The sequence below is a fragment of the Burkholderia sp. BCC1985 genome (assembly GCF_905339915.1).
Lineage (GTDB): Bacteria > Pseudomonadota > Gammaproteobacteria > Burkholderiales > Burkholderiaceae > Burkholderia.
Map to the genome: position 1 here is coordinate 1 of NZ_CAJPGY010000044.1, position 18,523 is coordinate 18,523.

General features: G+C 58.5%; 15 protein-coding genes and 1 pseudogene. 5 read left to right on the forward strand and 11 right to left on the reverse strand.

Translation table 11 applies throughout. The features are described 5' to 3' along the window. The 4 genes and pseudogenes from U4Z31_RS30345 to U4Z31_RS30360 form a co-directional block, all read left to right on the forward strand. A partial coding sequence (locus U4Z31_RS30345) for a tyrosine-type recombinase/integrase (protein ID WP_321812244.1) occupies nucleotides 1-456 on the forward strand: 456 nt, incomplete at its 5' end. Further along, the gene (locus U4Z31_RS30350; RefSeq protein WP_321812245.1) at nucleotides 453-1,400 is read left to right on the forward strand and encodes a tyrosine-type recombinase/integrase; all 948 of its coding nucleotides are present in this window, start codon (nucleotides 453-455) and stop codon (nucleotides 1,398-1,400) included. The genes U4Z31_RS30345 and U4Z31_RS30350, both read left to right, overlap by 4 nt. Beyond that, complete coding sequence (locus U4Z31_RS30355) at nucleotides 1,397-2,392, forward strand: tyrosine-type recombinase/integrase (RefSeq protein WP_321812246.1); 996 nt, start codon at nucleotides 1,397-1,399, stop codon at nucleotides 2,390-2,392. Before U4Z31_RS30350 ends, U4Z31_RS30355 begins: the two co-directional genes overlap by 4 nt. An 88-nt stretch (nucleotides 2,393-2,480) precedes the next feature. Continuing rightward, a pseudogene (locus tag U4Z31_RS30360) lies at nucleotides 2,481-2,720 on the forward strand (transposase domain-containing protein); the annotation flags it as partial. 260 nt (nucleotides 2,721-2,980) lie between these two features. On the opposite strand, the gene U4Z31_RS30370 reads toward U4Z31_RS30360, so the two are convergent. The 11 genes from U4Z31_RS30370 to U4Z31_RS30420 all read right to left on the reverse strand — a co-directional run bounded on the left by U4Z31_RS30370 (nucleotide 2,981) and on the right by U4Z31_RS30420 (nucleotide 17,658). Further along, complete coding sequence (locus U4Z31_RS30370; RefSeq protein WP_321812247.1) at nucleotides 2,981-3,322, reverse strand: hypothetical protein; 342 nt, start codon at nucleotides 3,320-3,322, stop codon at nucleotides 2,981-2,983. After that, complete coding sequence (locus U4Z31_RS30375; protein WP_321812248.1) at nucleotides 3,304-4,473, reverse strand: DUF1624 domain-containing protein; 1,170 nt, start codon at nucleotides 4,471-4,473, stop codon at nucleotides 3,304-3,306. The genes U4Z31_RS30370 and U4Z31_RS30375 overlap by 19 nt, the downstream gene beginning before the upstream one ends. 363 nt (nucleotides 4,474-4,836) lie before the next feature. Beyond that, entirely contained in the window at nucleotides 4,837-7,365 is a 2,529-nt protein-coding gene (locus tag U4Z31_RS30380) for an efflux RND transporter permease subunit (protein WP_321812249.1), read from the reverse strand. Then, a complete protein-coding gene (locus U4Z31_RS30385; protein WP_321812250.1) occupies nucleotides 7,362-8,507 on the reverse strand; it encodes a WD40/YVTN/BNR-like repeat-containing protein in 1,146 nt (381 codons plus the stop codon). Before U4Z31_RS30385 ends, U4Z31_RS30380 begins: the two co-directional genes overlap by 4 nt. A gap of 132 nt (nucleotides 8,508-8,639) precedes the next feature. Further along, on the reverse strand, nucleotides 8,640-10,019 hold the full coding sequence (locus U4Z31_RS30390; RefSeq protein ID WP_321812251.1) for a DUF1329 domain-containing protein: 1,380 nt from the start codon (nucleotides 10,017-10,019) through the stop codon (nucleotides 8,640-8,642). Between the two features lie 37 nt (nucleotides 10,020-10,056). Then, entirely contained in the window at nucleotides 10,057-11,733 is a 1,677-nt protein-coding gene (locus tag U4Z31_RS30395; protein WP_321812252.1) for a DUF1302 domain-containing protein, read from the reverse strand. 138 nt (nucleotides 11,734-11,871) lie between these two features. Further along, nucleotides 11,872-13,074 carry a formaldehyde dehydrogenase, glutathione-independent gene (fdhA, locus tag U4Z31_RS30400; RefSeq protein ID WP_321812253.1) on the reverse strand — a complete coding sequence of 401 codons (1,203 nt, stop codon included), beginning with the start codon at nucleotides 13,072-13,074 and terminating at the stop codon, nucleotides 11,872-11,874. 28 nt (nucleotides 13,075-13,102) lie between these two features. Next, nucleotides 13,103-14,101: a PDR/VanB family oxidoreductase gene (locus tag U4Z31_RS30405; RefSeq protein WP_321812254.1), complete on the reverse strand. Its 999-nt coding sequence runs from the start codon at nucleotides 14,099-14,101 to the stop codon at nucleotides 13,103-13,105. A gap of 320 nt (nucleotides 14,102-14,421) precedes the next feature. Further along, nucleotides 14,422-15,324, reverse strand: a complete 903-nt coding sequence (locus U4Z31_RS30410; RefSeq protein ID WP_321812255.1) for an alpha/beta hydrolase — start codon at nucleotides 15,322-15,324, stop codon at nucleotides 14,422-14,424. After that, nucleotides 15,321-16,571, reverse strand: a complete 1,251-nt coding sequence (locus U4Z31_RS30415; RefSeq protein WP_321812256.1) for an amidohydrolase family protein — start codon at nucleotides 16,569-16,571, stop codon at nucleotides 15,321-15,323. The genes U4Z31_RS30410 and U4Z31_RS30415 overlap by 4 nt, the downstream gene beginning before the upstream one ends. A 28-nt stretch (nucleotides 16,572-16,599) precedes the next feature. Continuing rightward, nucleotides 16,600-17,658: an aromatic ring-hydroxylating dioxygenase subunit alpha gene (locus U4Z31_RS30420; RefSeq protein ID WP_321812257.1), complete on the reverse strand. Its 1,059-nt coding sequence runs from the start codon at nucleotides 17,656-17,658 to the stop codon at nucleotides 16,600-16,602. 163 nt (nucleotides 17,659-17,821) lie between these two features. Between U4Z31_RS30420 and U4Z31_RS30425 the strand changes: the two genes are divergently transcribed. Next, nucleotides 17,822-18,478 (forward strand): TetR/AcrR family transcriptional regulator, encoded by a 657-nt coding sequence (locus U4Z31_RS30425; RefSeq protein WP_321812258.1) that lies wholly within the window; start codon nucleotides 17,822-17,824, stop codon nucleotides 18,476-18,478. The last annotated feature ends 45 nt before the right edge of the window (nucleotides 18,479-18,523 follow it).

Below are 18,523 nucleotides of genomic sequence, written 5' to 3' on the forward strand. Positions count from 1 at the left end.
GAAATCGTCGCAATCGAGCTTGACGACATTCACTGGCGTTCGGGGGAACTCGTCGTTCATGGCAAGGGGCAAATGGTCGAGCACGTCCCGCTGCCATCGGAGGTCGGAGAAGCAATTGCAACATACCTCCGCGATGGTCGCGGAGCGAGTGCATCGCGGCGCGTATTCCTTCGCAGATGGGCACCCCGGGTTGGTTTGGCGGGGCCGGCGGCGATTGGCAAGATTGTTTGTCAGGCCTTCGCACGTGCCGGTTTCCGCCCCGCGTGCCGGGGCGCCGCACATCTGTTCCGTCACGGTCTGGCGACGACGATGATTCGCCACGGGGCCTCGATTGCAGAAATAGCCGAGGTCTTGCGGCACCGCTCACCGGACAGTACAGCGATCTATGCAAAGGTCGCGTTTGAGGACCTGCGCGGGGTCGCGCGCTCGTGGCCGATGGCTGGAGGTTCAATATGACTGCAATCCGCGATTCTCTCGCTCGGTACGTGGCGGTCCGCCGTGCTCTCGGGGCGTCATTCTATGAACCTGCATTGGCACTCGGCCATTTCGTTGATCTTCTGGAACATGAAGATGCTGAGTTCATTACTACCGATCTGGCTCTGCGCTGGGCGATGACGCCCGAACTCGTCGAACGCGCGACCCGGGGGCGGCGCCTCTCTCAAGTGAGAGGATTCGCCAGATGGATGAATGTCATTGACGGTCGAAACCAGATTCCGCCAGCAGGACTCCTGAGTGCCCGCAGACGGCGCAATGCCCCGCATATTTACACTGAGCAGGAAATTGATCTGCTTATGACACGAGCTGCTCAACTGCGATCCCGAACCGGCATGCGAGCACTGACCTATTCGACGCTCATAGGGCTTCTTGTAGCGACGGGCCTCAGGCCAGGCGAAGCATTTCGGCTCGACCGGTCCGACGTAGACCTCGTCAGCGGGATACTCTCCATCCGGGAATCGAAGTTCGGTAAATCGCGCTTTGTTCCTGTAGCGGAATCGACCCGGGTGGCACTCGAACACTATGCCCAGAAACGCGATCAACTCTGTCCTTTACGATTGAGCGAGGCGTTCCTGGTTAGTGAGCGCGGCAAGCGACTGAAGGCCGGAACTGCACGAAGCATGTTCGTCAGAATGTCGCGCGCTGTCGGTCTGCGATCGGCGACAGAGGATGGGCGGGATGGTTACGGCCCGCGCCTCCAGGACTTCCGGCATAGCTTCGCGACTGGACGGTTGGTCGAGTGGTATCGCGCCGGTCTGGATGTAAGTCGGGAATTGCCTAAACTTGCCACCTACCTCGGCCATGTCAACATCGGTCTTACGTACTGGTACATCGAAGCGGTTCCTGAGTTGCTTGAACTCGCGGCAGCCTATCTCGACAAGAACTGTCCGGGAGAACGGCCGTGAGCGCCGCCGGCCTCCCATCCCTCGTTCAGCGGTTTTTTACCCAGCGCCTGCTCGAGCAGCAAGGTCTGAGTTCGCATACGGTAGCAAGTTACCGTGACACGTTCCGGCTGCTGCTAGCGTTCGCCACGAAGCATATCGGGCGCGCGCCGTCAAAGCTGCGAATCGAGGACTTCGACGTGTCGTTGATCGAGGAATTCCTGCAGCACCTCGAACACGGCAGAGGCAATTCAGTGCGGACACGCAACACGCGGCTTGCCGCCGTGCATGCCTTCTTCCGGTTCGTCGCGGTCAGCGAGCCTGCGTTGTTTCTGCAGTGTCAGCGCATTCTTGCAATTCCATCGAAACGCTGCGAGCACGGCCCTGTTGAGTTTCTGACCGAAAGCGAGGCCGCCGCTCTGGTAGGGGCGCCTGACGTACGAACGTGGATCGGCAACCGCGACCGAACGCTGCTTCTTGTAGCGGTTCAAACGGGTCTGCGCAACAGCGAATTGACCACACTCCGGCGTCAGGATGTCATGCTCGGCACAGGCGCTCACGTCCGTTGCCTTGGCAAAGGCAGAAAGATGAGGTGCACTCCGCTGCGACCGGATGTCGTTGCCGTCCTGAAAGGATGGCTGTTGTATCAACCAGGCGAACCAAGTGATCCGGTCTTCCCCAGTTCGCGTGGTGGTCATCTCAGTGCCGATGCTCTTCAGCGACTCGTGTCGCGCAACGCCGAAATCGCGCGTCTCTCGTGCCCCTCGCTGAAGAAAAAATCAATAACGCCTCACACGCTTCGGCACACGGCCGCGATGAGCCTCATGCATCACGGCGTCGACCTAACCGTGATCGCGCTCTGGCTCGGTCACGAGTCCTCCGAGACTACTCAGATCTACTTGCACGCCGACATGCAACTCAAGGAACGCGCGCTCGCGCACGCCACGGCGAGCGGTGTCGCGCCGACACGCTACAAACCTCCAGATCCGTTGCTCGCCTTCCTGGAGGCTCTCTGATAATGCCGACAATCCGAGCGACCGGGAACCGAGATCCGCCCAACCGTTGTGCGCGTGGATTCATGACGCGGCATAATCGGGGAGTCGGCATAACTGGCTGGAGAACCAGATTCGACCATGGGCGACTGGCCGCTCGAACTGGCTGTTCGCCGGCTCACTGCGCGCGGGGCAACGTGCAGCCGCGATCATGAGCCTGATCCGGTCGGCGCAGCTTAACGGCCATGATCCGTACGCCTACCTGAAAGACGTGCTCACCCGACTGCCCACGCATCGTGCCGACGACATCGCGTCGCTGCTTCCGCATCGCTGGTCGCTCGCCGCGGCTTGATCAGCGGTACCTCACGAGCCTCGGTGCCTTTACCGGGGGCTTACGCATCAACGACATATTCGGCTCTGAAACCGCGATCTTCGCCTATCGACGTGTTCGTCGAAGGCGTTGTTCTCGCCAATGAACTGGGCAACGAATGCGTTGCATGGCTGTTCATACAGGGAAATCGGGTCGTCGATCTGCTGAATCACGCCCTGATGGAACACCGCCACCCACCCGCCACCCATCGCGGCCGCTCGACAATCCAAGTGAGACATTCGTCAACCAGTTCGTCCTGCTGTCGCCTCGCCAGCGTCTGCACTTGCAGCATTCGCTGCATCAGCAACGGGTTCGTGAACCGCCCCTTCCGGACTGGTGAGCTTGGTCCGTTCAGCGATCGATAGATAGCCGAATGGCTTGATCGCACCCGACTTTGTCTGCGCGAAGCGGTACAGTGCGGTGAAGTACAGGCTGCTGCGCGGGTAAACGAAACTCGTGTCGACGATCCCGTAAATCACGACTGACGAAGCGCTCGCGTCGTCCACGGCGAACAGCGCGAGCGCAACGCTCGCCGGCATCGCGGCGCGCGCGCTCCTGCAACGACTCACAGATACTTCAGCCATCCGAGATCCTTGCGGCGTTGCTTTAGCCGCGCGAACCACGCAGCCGGCCAGTACAGCGGCACGACCAGCAGCGTCGAGGTCAGCCAGATGCCCCAAAGCGCGTCAAAGCCGAAGTACTTGCCCCGATTTGCGCCAAATATCACGAAGGCGACCACGTAGAGCGCCTTGAGCACGTATAGGTGCAACAGGTAGAAGAACATCGGCGCACCGCCGAGTGTCGCGAGCCGCTGCGCGGCGGCGCAACGATCGCGCCATTCGAACCATGCGAGCAACAGCAACGTGGCGCCGAGCGTCGGCAGCAGGAACATCAGCGACGGCGGATATTTCGTCGCGGCGAGGAAGCTCATCGTCGTGCGCAGTGCGTCGCCGGTTGCGAGCCACGGCTTGTCGCCATACACGTTCAGCCAGCGCAGCCCGATGTAGGCCGCGATCAATGCGATGCCGAGCATGATCGGGCGGCGCACCCGCACACCGGGCGCAACGTCGCGCGCGAACCACGGGCCCACCGCGTAGCCGAGCAGGATCACGCCGATCCACGGCAGAACGGGATAGCTCGTGCGCACTCTGATGCCATCCCACAGATCGATGAACGCACGCTGGTGCAGGATTGCCCATGGCACGAAACCGATCGAGTCTGGCTCGAGACGCAAGCCATCGAGCAAGTTGTGCCCGGCGACGATCGCGATGCCGAGCGCGAACTGAACGCCTCGCGGCAAGCGCAGCAGCGCGGCGAGCGCGAGCATCGAAAGGCCAATTGCCCAGATGACCTGCAACCAGAGCGTCGATGGCGGAAATTCTGCCGTCCACGCAAACGACACGAAGGTCAGTTCGAGAAAGATCAGGAATGCGCCACGCTTGACGAGGAATACTGCTGCCTCGGCAGCTGGACGGTCACGGCCGTACAGCCATGCGGAGAGCCCGGTCAGGAACACGAACGCGGGCGCGCAGATCTGGCTCGTGAGCCGCGTGAAGAACAGCGCGGGATCGACGCTCAGCACATCCATTGGATCGGATACCTGCCGATGCAGGAAGAAGGTTTCGCGAACGTGATCGACAAGCATCAGCAGCATCACGAGGCCGCGCAGCGCGTCGATCGCAATCAGGCGACCACCGCCGCTCGCTTGAGCAACAGGAGAAGAACGAGGACACATCGGGCAAAGGCATGGAGTGGAGGAAGTCGATTCGGAAGTTGCCCGACAGTCCCGGCTTATCGGCACCGACAGCCATCATCGGAACCGACATGTGATCGCCGCTGCGATGATATAACATTTCATTACGCTTTGTAATTTATCGGCGTGACCACCATTCGTAGTACTCCCCGCTACGGCCACGTGCCGGGCGTAAGCCAGCGCATTGCGTCCTGCTGGACATCCGATAGCGACCGACATCCTTCAACGGTGCGCCGTGTCGCTATCGGAGCGGTTTAGTCGGACTCGAACGCGAGTGCATACGCCCGTTCTTCACGAGCGCGAGTTTTCGTTCGAAGCACGGTCGGAAGGATATTGAGACTAGCCTCAATCATTCAGTGATGTGGCCGCGGTACCAAGGCCATTCTCGGACATGCTTGCGGAGCCCTCCGATTGCGTAGAGGTAGATCGCTTCGTGACATCACGATGCATGCGCGATTTCGATGCGGGAAACATGAAATGAGCAAGCGCAGGAAGCAAAATAAGTGCACCAAGCATATTCAGAACGAACATGAAAGCGAGCAAGATGCCCATATCAGCCTGGAATTTGATGGGTGATGCAACCCATGTCGCCACGCCCAACGCCAACGTCACGCCTGTCAGCAACACGACGCGCCCTGTAAACAGCAGCGCAGCGTAGTAGGCTTCAGAGAGGGACCTTCCCTGACGCAACTGGGTGAGCGTAATACTCATCACATAGAGCGCATAGTCCACGCCGATTCCGACGCCGAGTGCGATAACCGGAAGAGTCGCAACCTTCACGCCGATGCCAAGTGCCACCATCAGCGCCTCGCAAAGCACCGACGTGAGCATCAGCGGCAGCACCGCGCATAACACACCGCGCCAAGAACGGAAGGTGAAAAGACACAGCGCAATCACCGCCGCATACACCCAAAGAAGCATCTCCCGATTCGCCTTCTCGACAACGATATTGGTCGCCGCGTCGAAACCTGCAGTACCAGCTGCCAGCAGAAAGCGAGCGGAATTCGAATCATTCTGGTCAGCGAACTCCTGGGCAACAGAAACGGCCTTCGCAAGGGTCGTCGCTTTGTGATCGCGCAGGTACGCAAGAACGGTCAGCGTGTTGCAGGTCTCGTTCATCACGTCACGTGGCCCCCGAGCATCGATCGTATTGAGCAATGCCTGATTCGGCACGACATCTGCCCACTTCGCATTACCTTCATTCAGCCCCACCGCCATGGCACGGTCATAGCCAGCAATCGAGCGAGTCGATTCAACACCATCGATCTGGCGCAGTCTCCATTCGAGCGCATCCACGAGCATCGTGGCGTGGTAGCTCGAGCAGCCACCGTCTGGCGTTTTGACCATGATCGCAAACACGTCGGTCGAGGCACCGTAGTTCGCTGTCGAAAATGACATATCCTGGTTGTATCGCGAGTCCGCGCGGAGTTCCGGCGCGCCGGGATCCAGATCGCCAATCTGGAGATGACGACTCGTCACATAGCCGGCGCCCGCAATCAATACAGCGATGAATATTGCAAGTGCTGCAACGCGGCGCTGCGTGAAGAGGTCGAGAAACGACCAGAGCGCATGCTTGCCCGACACGACAGCTCCCCCCACCACCCGTTTCCCTTCCTCCGCGCGCAAAGACCGCAGCGCAGCCTTTCGGCTCACCCCGGTATAGCTGAGCAGAACGGGAAGCAGCACGAGGTTCGTGAAAATCAGTACCGCCACGCCGATGCTCGCGATCATTGCGAGGTTCTGAATGGCCGGGATGCGGATCAGCATCAACACGGCAAAGCCGACAGCATCGCAAAGCAGTGCGGTGAGTCCAGCGAGAAATAGTCTCCGGAAGGTATAGCGCGCAGCTACGAGGCGATGCGTGCCACGCCCAATATCCTGAATGATGCCATTCATTTTCTGCGCACCATGACTCATGCCGATGGCGAATACGAGGAATGGCACCAGCACCGAGTACGGATCAAGCTGAAAACCCAACATCGGCAACAGTCCCAGCTGCCACACAACGGCCATCAACGAGCACGAAACTACCAGAAGCGTGCTTCGCATACAGCGTGTATAGCCGTAAAGAACGACGCATGCCACGGCCACTGCAATGCCGAAGAACACGGCAATCGCCTTCATTCCCTCGATGAGGTCACCGACCATCTTGGCAAAACCCGTAATATGAATCTCGATGCCCTGCGCCTTGTATTTCATGCGGATCTCATCGAGATTTCGACTCAACCGCACATAGTCGAGCGGTTTTCCCGTACTGGGGTCCACTGCCAGAAGTGGTACATAAATCACCGACGAGCCACTATTGGCAGCCACAATCTGTCCAATCTCCCCCGATCGCTGGACGTTCAAACGTACGCGTTCGATCGACGCGGGCGATGTCGCGTCATAGTCGTCAGGAATCACCGCACCACCGTCGAGGCCATCCTCGGTGACCGCAGACCAGCGCGTATTCGGCGTCCATATCGACTTCATGAACGGGCGATCCACACCGGGCATCAGAAAGATCTCATCATTGATCTTCTCAAGCGTTGCGAGGTACGCAGCGTCGTATATCGATCCTGGTTTGCCATCTGCCCGGCGAGGTGCCTCAACGACGACACGCACTGCATTCCCCAAGCCCTGCAGATCACCGTGGTTCTTCAAATAGTTCTGGATGAACGGATGATACGTGGGCAGGGTACTTTCGAAGCTGGCGTTAAGCGTGACCCCCGTCGACTGGAAAGCGAGAATGAGCGTCATAATCGTACACAGCAGTAGTACGATCAGACGATGATTGAAAAGCAGCCGCTCAAGTACACTCCCCGACTGAAGATCGAACTCGTCCAGGGATCTGACCACCGGTTTCGGCGGCACGTCACTGCGTGAGAAACTCATGGACGACCTCCTGCCATCTCGGTTTTTCCTTGTGTCGTAGGAGCAATCTGCATGTCGGCATCGTGCTGAAGATGTGCCACCGATAGTACGCCAGTAAAACCGGCTCCGAGCACTGCGCCACTTTGAGTTAGCGCGATGCCGTTCAGCGGAAACTTCGGTCGGGAAATCAGTGGTTGAAAGGTCCCGGTGGCGTTGCGGCTCGCCAGCACCTGGCCATTCTGCGCCGCAAGCACCCAGGTGCCGCCGGAGGTGTACACGATGTCGGTAATCGCGGCTTCACCCCCCGGTTTGAATGCGATGAACGTCGCGCCACCATCTTCCGTTCTCACCGCTTGTCCGCGCAGACCGCCCAGCACCACAACGTCATCCTGCCCGATGCCAACGGAGAAGAAACTTCCCTTGTACGGCGTCAGGTCGGCCCTGAAGCGGTGGCCATAATCGGCTGAATGGGCGACGAACCCCTGCTCTCCAGCCACCCAGATAGAATTGCCACGCTGGCGTATCGCATAGAGATGGAGCGCACGCTGATTACCAATACGCGCCGTCCACGATTGCCAAGTTCGTCCTCCGTCATCCGTATGAACGGCAATGCCATACGCGCCTACTGCAGTGCCATGTTGCGCATCGCTGAACGAGAGCGACAAGAACGGTTTGTCCGCTCCTTCCGAAACAAGTCGACGGGCGTTTTGCAACGCAACCTGAGAAGATGGTTTGGGGAAGACTGCCGAATCGCTTCTACCGACGCTACCGACGCCCTTTGACTGGCCGGTTTCCGGCATCGACGCTTGGCTCGTTACCATGGCCTCCGCCTCCTCCAGTGCAAGGTGGGCAACACTGACGCCGTCGAGCTGACGCGTCCAGGTGTTCCCTCCATCGCCGGTATGCAGAACAACCCCTGAATGTCCAGCTGCCCAGCCTTGCCGCGCATCGACGAACTGCACGCTGGTCAGCGTCACACTCACCGGAACCTTGGCCTGCCGCCACTGACGACCGGCATCGTCGGAAACGAGCACGATGCCACGCTCGCCGACAGCCACCATACGCGAAGCACCTGCCGGCGCCACGGCGAGCATCAGTGCACGCAGCGCGAGAGGTGTCGTGACCGCGGGTCGCATGCCGGGCGGCACTTCGGCGACAGCCATTGCGGAAGGCGACGCTGATACCAGCATAGTGAGTAGAACGACTCTCCCCTTCCATATGTCCCGACCGGACGCGGCACCCGAACGAGGCGACGTCCGCACGCGGTTCATGTCTTTTCCCGCCATCCTGTCCCCCTATTGACCCGCGGCTGCCATCGCATCCGCCGTGAACATATCACCGTGCAGACCTTGAGGCGGAATCTCGTACTGGGGACGTGCCGAGCCGAGCGCATTCTCGATGATGTATGTGGAGCCCAGTAGGTCGTACTGCCCAAAAGTCGTCGGAATCGCGCCAGGGGCATCCGGCATGGCAATCAACCACTGCCAGTAGGTTCTCCAGAGTTGACCCTTTGCATCCCAGCCATCAGCGAGCACCACGGTCCACGTGTCCTCGTCGAGATAAAACCTCTTATGCGGAACCTGGTGGCGCTTGCCCGCTTTGAGTTGCGCATCGATGACCCAAACACGATGTACTTCCCAACGGACCGCATCCGGATCGATGAAGCGTTTTCCGACCAATTTTTCGTCCGAAACCTTCAGTGCGCGGTTGACGTTGTATGGGACGATCATTTCCTTCTTGCCGACAATCTTCCATTCGTAACGATCGGTGGGCCCCGAAAAGACGTTCAGTTCGTCGAACGTCGTGAGTCCTGAACTCGCCGGCATCGGCGTGTCGTACGCAGCCACAGGCAGTTTTCGGACCCGGCGTTGGCCCGGCAAGTAAGTCCAGGCCGGATCCAGGGTGCCTGATCGGTCGATCTCGCTCCAGCCGACGTTTGCTTCACCCGCATGCAGTGCCGGCGAAGAAGTCACGGCGTAGACTTTGTAGTAATAGCCCTCGAATTTGTCCGCTCCGTCCTTCACGTAATAGGGACGTTGCTCATACAGCTTCCCCGAACTGAGCAACACCTTGCCGCCGTCCGCCGTTACTTGATAGTGGCTGACACCTGACACGTCGCCCCCCGGCGACCAACGCAGCAGGTGATTCCATATCGCCTCATCGCCGCTCTTCGGAATGGGAAACGGGATTCCTCCGTAGGCCCCGGCAACTTTCAGATTGCCCGCTTCAAGCTTCGCACTGGTCGCATTTCGGAAGGTCGCATCGTAAACCCACTGCGGAGCGACGCCCGTGCGATGCGTCGGATATACATCGATGCGGTAGTCCGGGTATTTTTTCAGCAGCGCCTGCTGCCCGTCGGTCAGCTTGTCCGAGTACTGCGCCATAGTCTGTGGGGTAATCGAATACAACGGCTTTTCGTTTGCAAACGGATCCGAACGCTTGCCACCTGACGTGTCCCCTCCCTTGATGATCTCTCCGGTCCATGCGGGAATCGCACCATCCTTGCTCCCTTCCCGCTCCGCCCCCATTGGCGTAAGCGTCGCCTTGAGTTTTCCGGCTTCCTCGGCACCCACTGCCGCATACGCGCCCATGTTCAGTGTCAGCATCGATGCTGCAGAAACCGAGAGTGCGGTAACAACGATAAAGCGTGGCTTGTGAACGTTCAGTAGAGTCATGGTTTGTCTCCTGGTATTTTTGATTGAGTCGACGTGTTTAGAAACTGCGGGAAAGCGTCAGCGATACGAAGTCCCGATCGGCAAGAGATTGCCCGTACGTATAGTGACCAGCCGAATCCAAAAAATTCTGGCCGGCACCCAGGTACCTGGTATAGCGCAAGGCGACGTTCCAGACCCGCTCGTACGCGCCCTTCACGCCAAGCGTAAATACCCCAGTGTGATAGCCGCCGCCGTTGAACCCAACAACCGACGACTTACCGACCGGGTTGTAGCCGAGACCGATCGGCACGCTGATATCGAGACCGGGGAGCACTTGATAGTAGTTCGGCGAAAACACGAATTGCACGCCGATCGCATCGCGTGTCGCGTTGGGATCGAGGGTCTGCGCATTCGCATCGATCGACAGGCGTCTGTTCCATCCGACCTCCGCCATCAGCACGGCGTCGCGCCAAAAAGGCGTTGGCGGGACGGAATACAGCATCGACAGGTTGGCATGTGCAGTCTTTCCGGTGGCAAAAAGCACGTTTCCGGTATTGTTCCCCCTCCCGCTGAAATCGAGGACAACATCGCTCATCAATGGCATGTTTTCGCGAATCGACACTTCGCCAGCCACGTTCGCATCACCTAAAGTGGTTGAGAAGCTCGCACCGAACGATCGCACACCATTCCCATAGACCAGACGGTAGTTTCCCATTTCCGGATTCGCATATATCTCGGGATCCTTAGCATTAAATCTAATCCAGTAGAGACCGAAGTCAGTATTCCATCCGGTCGGCGAAAATCGTAGCTGAAATCCAAACTGGCCTGTGTCCTTCCCTGCCTGATCGTTCGCTCGAACGAGATGTGACGGAAAACCTGGAATGGGAAGATAGAAGCTTTCTGCCCCTTGGCCCAAAATGTCGGAAGACGAGAAATAGCTTCCGGCAGGAGGCAACTGATCGGAACGCCATCTAAACTGATAATACGCGCCAAGCGTAATGTGATACGGCAGCTGTGCCGAGATCGTGGCCTGCGGTACCGGCATGACGATCTGCTTGAATTCTGCGCTGGGATCCGAGAACAATTTGTCGACGTCGACTGGCACCATGCCTCCCGCAATGCCGTTGGCGCCGAAGAAGAGCGTCTCGCCCCACTCCTGGGCCAACTGTCCGATACGAACTGAAATCGGAATGTTGCCCACGCGTCGGCTACCATAGACAAACGCATCGAGAAGCTGTGCCTGCTTGCCCTTCACCGTCGTGGTGGCATCGGTAAACTGGTTGTACGATACGGAGAGATTGTTCGACGTGAATGCCGAATTGTTGGCGTTGTGCCTGTTATACATCGTGTCGTAATACGCTTCTCCAGAGATCCGGAAGCCATATTCCATATACTTCATATCCATTTCCGAGAAGATCGCAAAGCGATTCTCGACAATCCCACGGTGCCGAAACGCATTGTTTCCGTCATCTTGATTAATGGCCGCGGGATTGGTTGGCCCGAAAAGCAGATTCTGACCCGCCGGGCGAAGACGATAAGCGCCTGTATACGAAAGCGTCGTATTGAAATCACCCGTCAGGTCAGGATTGTCGAAAGTAAACGCGAACGCATGCGCATTTTGGGAAACAGTGATCGCGCTCGACACCAAGACACTCGCGATGGTTCGTCGAACGATCTGCTTCTTTCCTTTTTTGATCCCGACAATTAACTTAGTATTACTTATATAGTGTGACATGTGTCTCCTCCCGTATTCCGATCTTGGGGTCGCCCATTATCGGGGATTCGCGCGTCAGGCAAGTCGCCGTATGGGAAACACGGCAACACTCTACTCCGGGCTGTCTCAATCGCCCGGCTTCGAGCGGCCCGCGCCGAGCTATGCCGCCTTGGGTACCAGACCGTGCGGATCGATCACGAACTTCTTCGGCGCCCCTGCATCGAAGGCCGCATAAGCAGCGGGCGCCTCGTCCAAGCTGATCACCTGAACCCCCACCGTTTCCGCGATCCGGATGCGGTCCCACAGGATCGCTTGCATCAGTGCTCGGTTGTACTTCATCACCGGCGTCTGCCCGGTGAAGAAGCTGTGTGATTTCGCCCAACCCAAGCCAAGACGAATACTCAACGAACCATTCCTTGCCGCACCGTCGACACCGCCCGGGTCTTCCGTCACGTACAGACCCGGAATACCAATCCGGCCTGCCGCACGCGTAACCTCCATCAGCGAGTTCAGTACCGTCGCCGGTGCCTCGTGCTGCACTCCATCGTGGCCATGGCCGCGCGCTTCGAAACCCACCGCGTCGATCGCACAGTCAACCTCAGGCACACCGAGAATCTGTTCAACCTGCTCAGCCAAGCTTGCATCCTGCGACAAATCTATCACCTCGTAACCCAGCGCCTTCGGATGCACGAGCCGCCCCCGATTCACATCGCCAACGATCACGCAGGCCGCCCCAAGCAAACGCGCCGACGCTGCCGCAGCGAGTCCCACCGGGCCCGCGCCTGCTACATACACGGTACTGCCGGGCCCCACGCCCGCAGTTACCGCACCGTGATACCCGGTCGGCAGAATGTCGGACAAACACGTCAGATCGCGAATCCTCTCCATTGCCTGTGCCTTATCCGGGAAGCGAAGCAGATTGAAGTCCGCGTAGGGCACCATTACGTATTCGGCCTGCCCCCCCATCCAGCCCCCCATGTCAACGTAGCCGTATGCGCCGCCCGCACGCGCCGGGTTGACGGTCAGGCAGACACCGGTGTGTTGCTCCTTGCACGTCCGGCAGCGACCACACGCAACATTGAACGGTACCGAGACCAAATCACCGTTGTGCAGCGTTTCGACGTCCCGGCCTAGTTCAACCACCTCCCCTGTAATCTCGTGGCCCAGAATCAATCCCTCCGGCGCTGTCGTGCGCCCGCGAACCATGTGTTGATCGGATCCACAGATGTTCGTCGACACGACGCGCAGGATCACACCGTGATCGATACGCCTTCCGCGCGGGTCTTCGAGCTTTGGGTAGTCGATTCCTCTGACCTCCACGGTCCCCTGCCCCACATAAGCTACGCCTCTGTTACCAGCCATTTCCCTGTCTCCTGATATTCACCAGCGCTTAAAGATCCAGCACGAGCCTTGCAGTGTTTGCGCGAGAGCAGCAAGGTGTAAACCGGTCATTGACGGCCTGCTCCTCCGGCGTAAGATATACATCCTTATGCGCTGGAATTCCCTCCAGCACCCGAGTCACGCACGTCCCGCATACCCCTTGCTCGCACGACAATGGAATTCGCACACCGGCATCAGCGAGCGCCTGTGCAACCGTCTGATCTCGCCCCACAACGACGAGCCGCCCCGAGCGCGCCAGATGTACCTCGAATGCCCGATCGCCGTCCGTATTGCATGGCTTGGCCGAGAAGAACTCGTAATGCAGGCGATCTTCAGGCCACGCCCGCGCACGCGCCTGTCCAAGCACGGCGTCCATGAATCCCCCAGGGCCACACACGTAAAGCTCTTGCTGCGCGCCAATGCGGTCCAGCACCGCAGCAATGTCAAGCTTCTGCGTCCGCGCACCATCATCGAAATGAAACAGGACTCGCGATGCAAAGCCGGACTCGCTGATCCGATCGTAAAAGGCCATGCGCTCCTGGGAGCGCGCACAGTAGTACATTTGAAAATCAGCTCCGGCCGCGTATAGCCGCTCGGCCATCGCAAGGATTGGGGTCACTCCGATTCCACCTGCGAACAAGAGGGTCGGCAGCCCGCTGGCTGACAACTCAAAGTGATTCCTTGGTCGGCTGATCGTGATCTCATCGCCAATATGAATGGCTTCATGCATCGCCCGTGAACCGCCGCGTGAGTTCTCTTCCTTAAGCACGGCGATTAGATAGCGGTGCCTCTCCGAAGGAGCGTTACAAAGCGAGTACTGGCGCACGAGCCCATCGCTCACACGTACATCAATGTGCGAGCCCGCCGAAAATGGCGGCAATGCCGACCCATCCAGTGACGTAAGTTCAAAGCTGTCGATATTGATCGCCTCCCTACGCCTGCTCGCAACCTTCACCCGAAGAACCTGCGTCGAACCCGACGTCTCTGGCAACACCGTTTGCACTAGCATTTCGCTGTGTTTCCTGAACAAAAACCGATGGTTTCCGCGGCCTCATGATTCGTTATCCTGAGCACACGTTTTGTCAATTTTCAAACTTCGAGAAAATTTGTCAATCGTCAAAGTCTCGGGTATTTTCCCTATCCTGCATTGAACTGTCGCGCTCGATAAAAGATCACCGCCGCGACACAAGACGCGGCATCGATAGCCCAGGTTCTTGCGGCAAGCCCCTCGAACGTCCAGATAGTCCGTAAACAATAGCGGTCCACGCGTCTCGTGGCTTCCCGTCTTACAATTTTGTGGCTTCGTCGTGCATGCCAATCCGGCTCGCACTACGATTTCGCAAATTTCAACCCGGCAATGAAATCGCGCAACATACCGCTAACACTCTCATCCCCAGTGTTGAAACTGAAAGACTGGGAAAAATGGTTGTGATCGGGAATGACATGCAGCCGTGGACTATAAGCATGCTTTGTCACCAAACGCGCGAACAGCTCGCCTGCCTGAACCTGCATCTGGACCAAATCCCGCTCCGCAAAACTGATCAACAACGGACAAGGCTCCGTATCGATCAACTCCACCGTACTGGCAGCCTGCCATAGCGCTCGATCCGAGCCGAAGTACGCTTCGTTTCTCGGGTCCGGCGTGGGTGCTCCGAACTGCATGCTCGCCAGCCCTTCAAGGTGTGCGTTGTATGGCCCGGAAAGCAATGCGGCACCGCGGAAGCCGACCGGTAACGACTGGCGATAGCGCGCGATTAAAGTGGCAGCAGCAACATGTGCGGCGCCGGCGGATTCACCCGCAAGCACGAGACAATCGGACCTTCCGCCGTAAACTCCACAATGCCGTGCCACCCACTGCGCGACTCGAACCACATCTTCCGGCCCAGCCGGCCATTGGGACACTGGTGCAAGACGGTAATTGCACAGGACGGTCACGACGTTGTGTCTGGCGAAGTACCAACCAACGTTGGCGCGATCACGCTTGTCTCCCCGGATAAAACCACCGCCGTGAAAATAGACCAGTATGGGCCGGACTTCACCGTCTCCTTCGACCGGCTCGTACACATCGAGAACGTGCCGCTCGTCGGACCCATAACGCAGGTCGTAATGAACGCGAACACCGTCCGTGGGCTGCGTCGCCAGCAACGGCTCATACACTTCACGAACCTGCTGAAGGTTGAACCCGGTACCGAGCTCGCGTAGACGAAGCGCGAATGCAGGCGCCAGATTCATACCGGATCCTTGTGGAATGCGCCAGCCTTCATGATGCCTCTGAGGCGAGCCTTGTCCTGCAGGATTCGCACGTCGCACGCCGGATCGCCATCCACAAGAAGCAGATCAGCCAAATAGCCCGGCTTGATCAACCCGAGTTCACCCGCCAGGCCCATGATCTCGCCGCCGAGTTCGGTTGCCGCACGCAAAACTTCCAAAGGCGAGAAACCAAAATAGCGAACCCACAGCTCAAGATCCCATGCATTGCGGCCGTTCGGATTGAACGGAAAACCGTAGTCCCCGCCAGGCAAAATCTTTACGCCCCGTTTGTGCAACTGGGGGATAAGAACACTCAGCAGATCCAGTTGTTCCTTGGCATTGCCCTTCTGATACTCGGAGTCCATGAAAGGCGGCAACTCTGTGTCAAGGATCGCCTGCATGATCCCGATCGACGGTGCGACGTAAATGCGGTCTCGTGCCGCCTCGAGCATATCCATTGCCTCGGCATCTGCGTAGGTGCAGTGATACAGAACCCGGAATCCGTGCTTGATAGCGAATTTGATCGCGTCCTTCGCTTGGGCATGAGCCGACAGCCATACGTTGCTTTCCCGTGCCTGTTCGCCCGCTGCTCGTACTTCCTCTTCCGAATACGTGAGCTTCTGCGACGTGCCGGGTGATAAGGCATTCTCTCCATTCAGGAGAAACTTCACAGCTTTGACGCCGGACTGGGCCGCCGCCCGGACGAATGCACGCACACCCTCCGGGCCTGATTCGTGTTCTTCGACGGCGCCCGTCGCAAGAAAACCATCAGTGGCACCGGGCGGCTCGCGCTCAATCGTCGAGGGAATCAGGCGCGGCCCCGGAAACGCGTTTTCGTCGAGATGCTTCGCGAGTGCGACCTCCACACCGGGCGCAAGCGCTCCCGCCGAATAGGCACTGGTAAAGCCATGGTCGAGCAGGATACGCGCGTTGCGAGCCGCGTTGAGTGTGAGGTCCTCGAGCGGCAAGAACATCCCGGGCACCAATCGCTCGACACTCGTCGGCCAGGTCAGATGCGCGTGCGCCTCCACCAAACCCGGCATCAGCACACAACCCGGGCTCTCGACGATGCGTGCCCCGTCACGCGGAACACGCTCGGCGGCCCGTGCGACCTGCGTAATGCGCTCTCCGTCGATCCTAACCTCGCCCGGAAACGGTTCGCTTCCCGTTCCGTCGAATATCCGTACGCCTGTAAAGACTACGGCGCTCGCTTGATCACTTGCTGCCATATTTGACCTCTATATCGGTTGGGGGCAATCACGCGACCGCGTCAATCGCGGTGCTTTCCGAACGAATCTGTGCGGAAAGACGCTTACGGACCTGAATTGAACCCACGTCCGCACGCACTGATACTTCCTGAGGCAGCGCCAGACCAGACTGCAGCATCTGCTCGATCCTGGTGAGCGCCGCCTGATCCTGAGGACCGATCTCGTTGCTGGAATTAAAACACCACTTCGCAATGACGCTGTCGTCGGTTCGGAAGTTACGCGAAATAATGACGTGATAATGGGTCGAGTGCGCCGTCTCGGGTGTCATCAGGTGAACGAAGTTCATCGAACCCAAGCTACGACCTGTACCTGTGGCATAGAAGCCACCCCCGGTGCGAACGAGACATGGTCCGAAATACTCGGCGTCGAAATCCTCATCGACGGCACCGTCGTAATCGGGAAAGAACATCTTCAAGAGCGGGTTGCTCGGGATGTGGCGCGCGATCCGACGCAAGTTGAACGTCTTTTCGCCACTGACGGCCTCCGCCGGAATACTTGCTACAGCGTCTGCCGCAGGAATCGTGTCAGCATGAACGAACGAGATGTGTGTGAGATCGAGCAGATTATCGATGAGCAGCGTAAAGCGGGCGGGCAAATGGATGTATCGTGTTTGCTCGGCCACCCAACCCGGCGCGTCCAAACCGATCGCCGCGAGATCGGGCATCAGTGCGGAATCGGCCAGTTCCGGCTCTCCCGTCCACATCCAGATTGTGCCGCCTCGTTCCACGACCGGATAGCTTCGCAATGCGACCGGGGCTGCGCCGGACTGGGACGGTACTGACACACATTGGCCATTCGGGCTGTACGTGATGCCGTGATACCCGCATTGAATCGAATCGCCAATCAGACAGCCGTGCTCCAATGGATACATCCGGTGCGGACAGATACCGGACACTGCCACGGCTTCGCCGTTCTCCTTGCGATAAAGAACGACACGCTCGTCGAGGATAGTTTTCCCGAGCGCCTCGCGCCCAATCTCGCTGCTGTACGCGACCATCCACCACTGACGGCGAGGAAAAGGCTGCGCTTCCGTAAGCGGATACATCATGAGTCTCCTGTAGTTGTGTTGTAGAAGGGATACGCGACAGTTCACGATCTTTGTCAAGTGACAAAGTAGGTGACGCGACAATCTTTGTCAATTGACAAAGACGTTAGGACTTTCCCGCAGGGGCTTCGTGCTCGGCGCGAGCTTTCCGCGGTAAAATTTCCGCATGGCTACGAAAAGAAAAGATTCCACTGTCAGCAGTGCGGACGCTAATCGGGCGCGCATTCGCGCGGCCGCACTCGACCTGTTCTCCACCTATGGATTTGAAGCAGTCAGCACGCGACAGATTGCGACAGCCGTAAGCATGGAGTTAGGGCACCTTACCTACTACTATTCGAGCAAGGAGGCGTTGTGGCGCGAACTGGTCGCCGAAAAGCAGGCCGAGTTCGAGCGCAATCTTGACGAAGCCTTCTCCGTTGCGTCAACGAAACGCACTGCACGGTCGAGAGCTGCCATCATCCTGCCTCGGCTGCTCGAACACTTGGCGAACGAACGGCGGCTCGCGAGGCTCATCATGCAAGAATTCTCCATGCAGTCACCACGCCACGACTGGGTCGTCGCGACCTGTGCGGAACCGATCTGGATCCGGATGAAGCCGTTGTTCGAGTCATTAAAGGATGAGGGTGTGCTGGACGGAGTCAGTCCGGCGACGGCCTACTTTTCCCTTGTATCGGCCGCCGTGACATTGTTCGCGGCGACTGAAGAAATCGTCCGCGTGTCCCGCTTCGACATACGAGAACCTCGGAACATCGATGAAGCCATCGTGTACTTGCTGAAACCGCTTTTGGGAAAAGGGATTGAAAAGGCCCGACTTGCCCCCTGATACAAAACCACCACAAGCGCTGTGTCCCGACTTGATTCAACCGCC

What these genes read in the sequence shown, in the direction of transcription:
- U4Z31_RS30350 (WP_321812245.1), top strand. Translation starts at nt 453, where the DNA reads ATGACTGCAATCCGCGATTCTCTCGCTCGGTACGTGGCGGTCCGCCGT.
- U4Z31_RS30370 (WP_321812247.1), bottom strand. Translation starts at nt 3,322, where the DNA reads ATGGCTGAAGTATCTGTGAGTCGTTGCAGGAGCGCGCGCGCCGCGATG.
- U4Z31_RS30375 (WP_321812248.1), bottom strand. Translation starts at nt 4,473, where the DNA reads ATGTGTCCTCGTTCTTCTCCTGTTGCTCAAGCGAGCGGCGGTGGTCGC.
- U4Z31_RS30380 (WP_321812249.1), bottom strand. Translation starts at nt 7,365, where the DNA reads ATGAGTTTCTCACGCAGTGACGTGCCGCCGAAACCGGTGGTCAGATCC.
- U4Z31_RS30385 (WP_321812250.1), bottom strand. Translation starts at nt 8,507, where the DNA reads ATGGCTGTCGCCGAAGTGCCGCCCGGCATGCGACCCGCGGTCACGACA.
- U4Z31_RS30390 (WP_321812251.1), bottom strand. Translation starts at nt 10,019, where the DNA reads ATGACTCTACTGAACGTTCACAAGCCACGCTTTATCGTTGTTACCGCA.
- U4Z31_RS30395 (WP_321812252.1), bottom strand. Translation starts at nt 11,733, where the DNA reads ATGTCACACTATATAAGTAATACTAAGTTAATTGTCGGGATCAAAAAA.
- fdhA (WP_321812253.1), bottom strand. Translation starts at nt 13,074, where the DNA reads ATGGCTGGTAACAGAGGCGTAGCTTATGTGGGGCAGGGGACCGTGGAG.
- U4Z31_RS30405 (WP_321812254.1), bottom strand. Translation starts at nt 14,101, where the DNA reads ATGCTAGTGCAAACGGTGTTGCCAGAGACGTCGGGTTCGACGCAGGTT.
- U4Z31_RS30410 (WP_321812255.1), bottom strand. Translation starts at nt 15,324, where the DNA reads ATGAATCTGGCGCCTGCATTCGCGCTTCGTCTACGCGAGCTCGGTACC.
- U4Z31_RS30415 (WP_321812256.1), bottom strand. Translation starts at nt 16,571, where the DNA reads ATGGCAGCAAGTGATCAAGCGAGCGCCGTAGTCTTTACAGGCGTACGG.
- U4Z31_RS30420 (WP_321812257.1), bottom strand. Translation starts at nt 17,658, where the DNA reads ATGATGTATCCGCTTACGGAAGCGCAGCCTTTTCCTCGCCGTCAGTGG.
- U4Z31_RS30425 (WP_321812258.1), top strand. Translation starts at nt 17,822, where the DNA reads ATGGCTACGAAAAGAAAAGATTCCACTGTCAGCAGTGCGGACGCTAAT.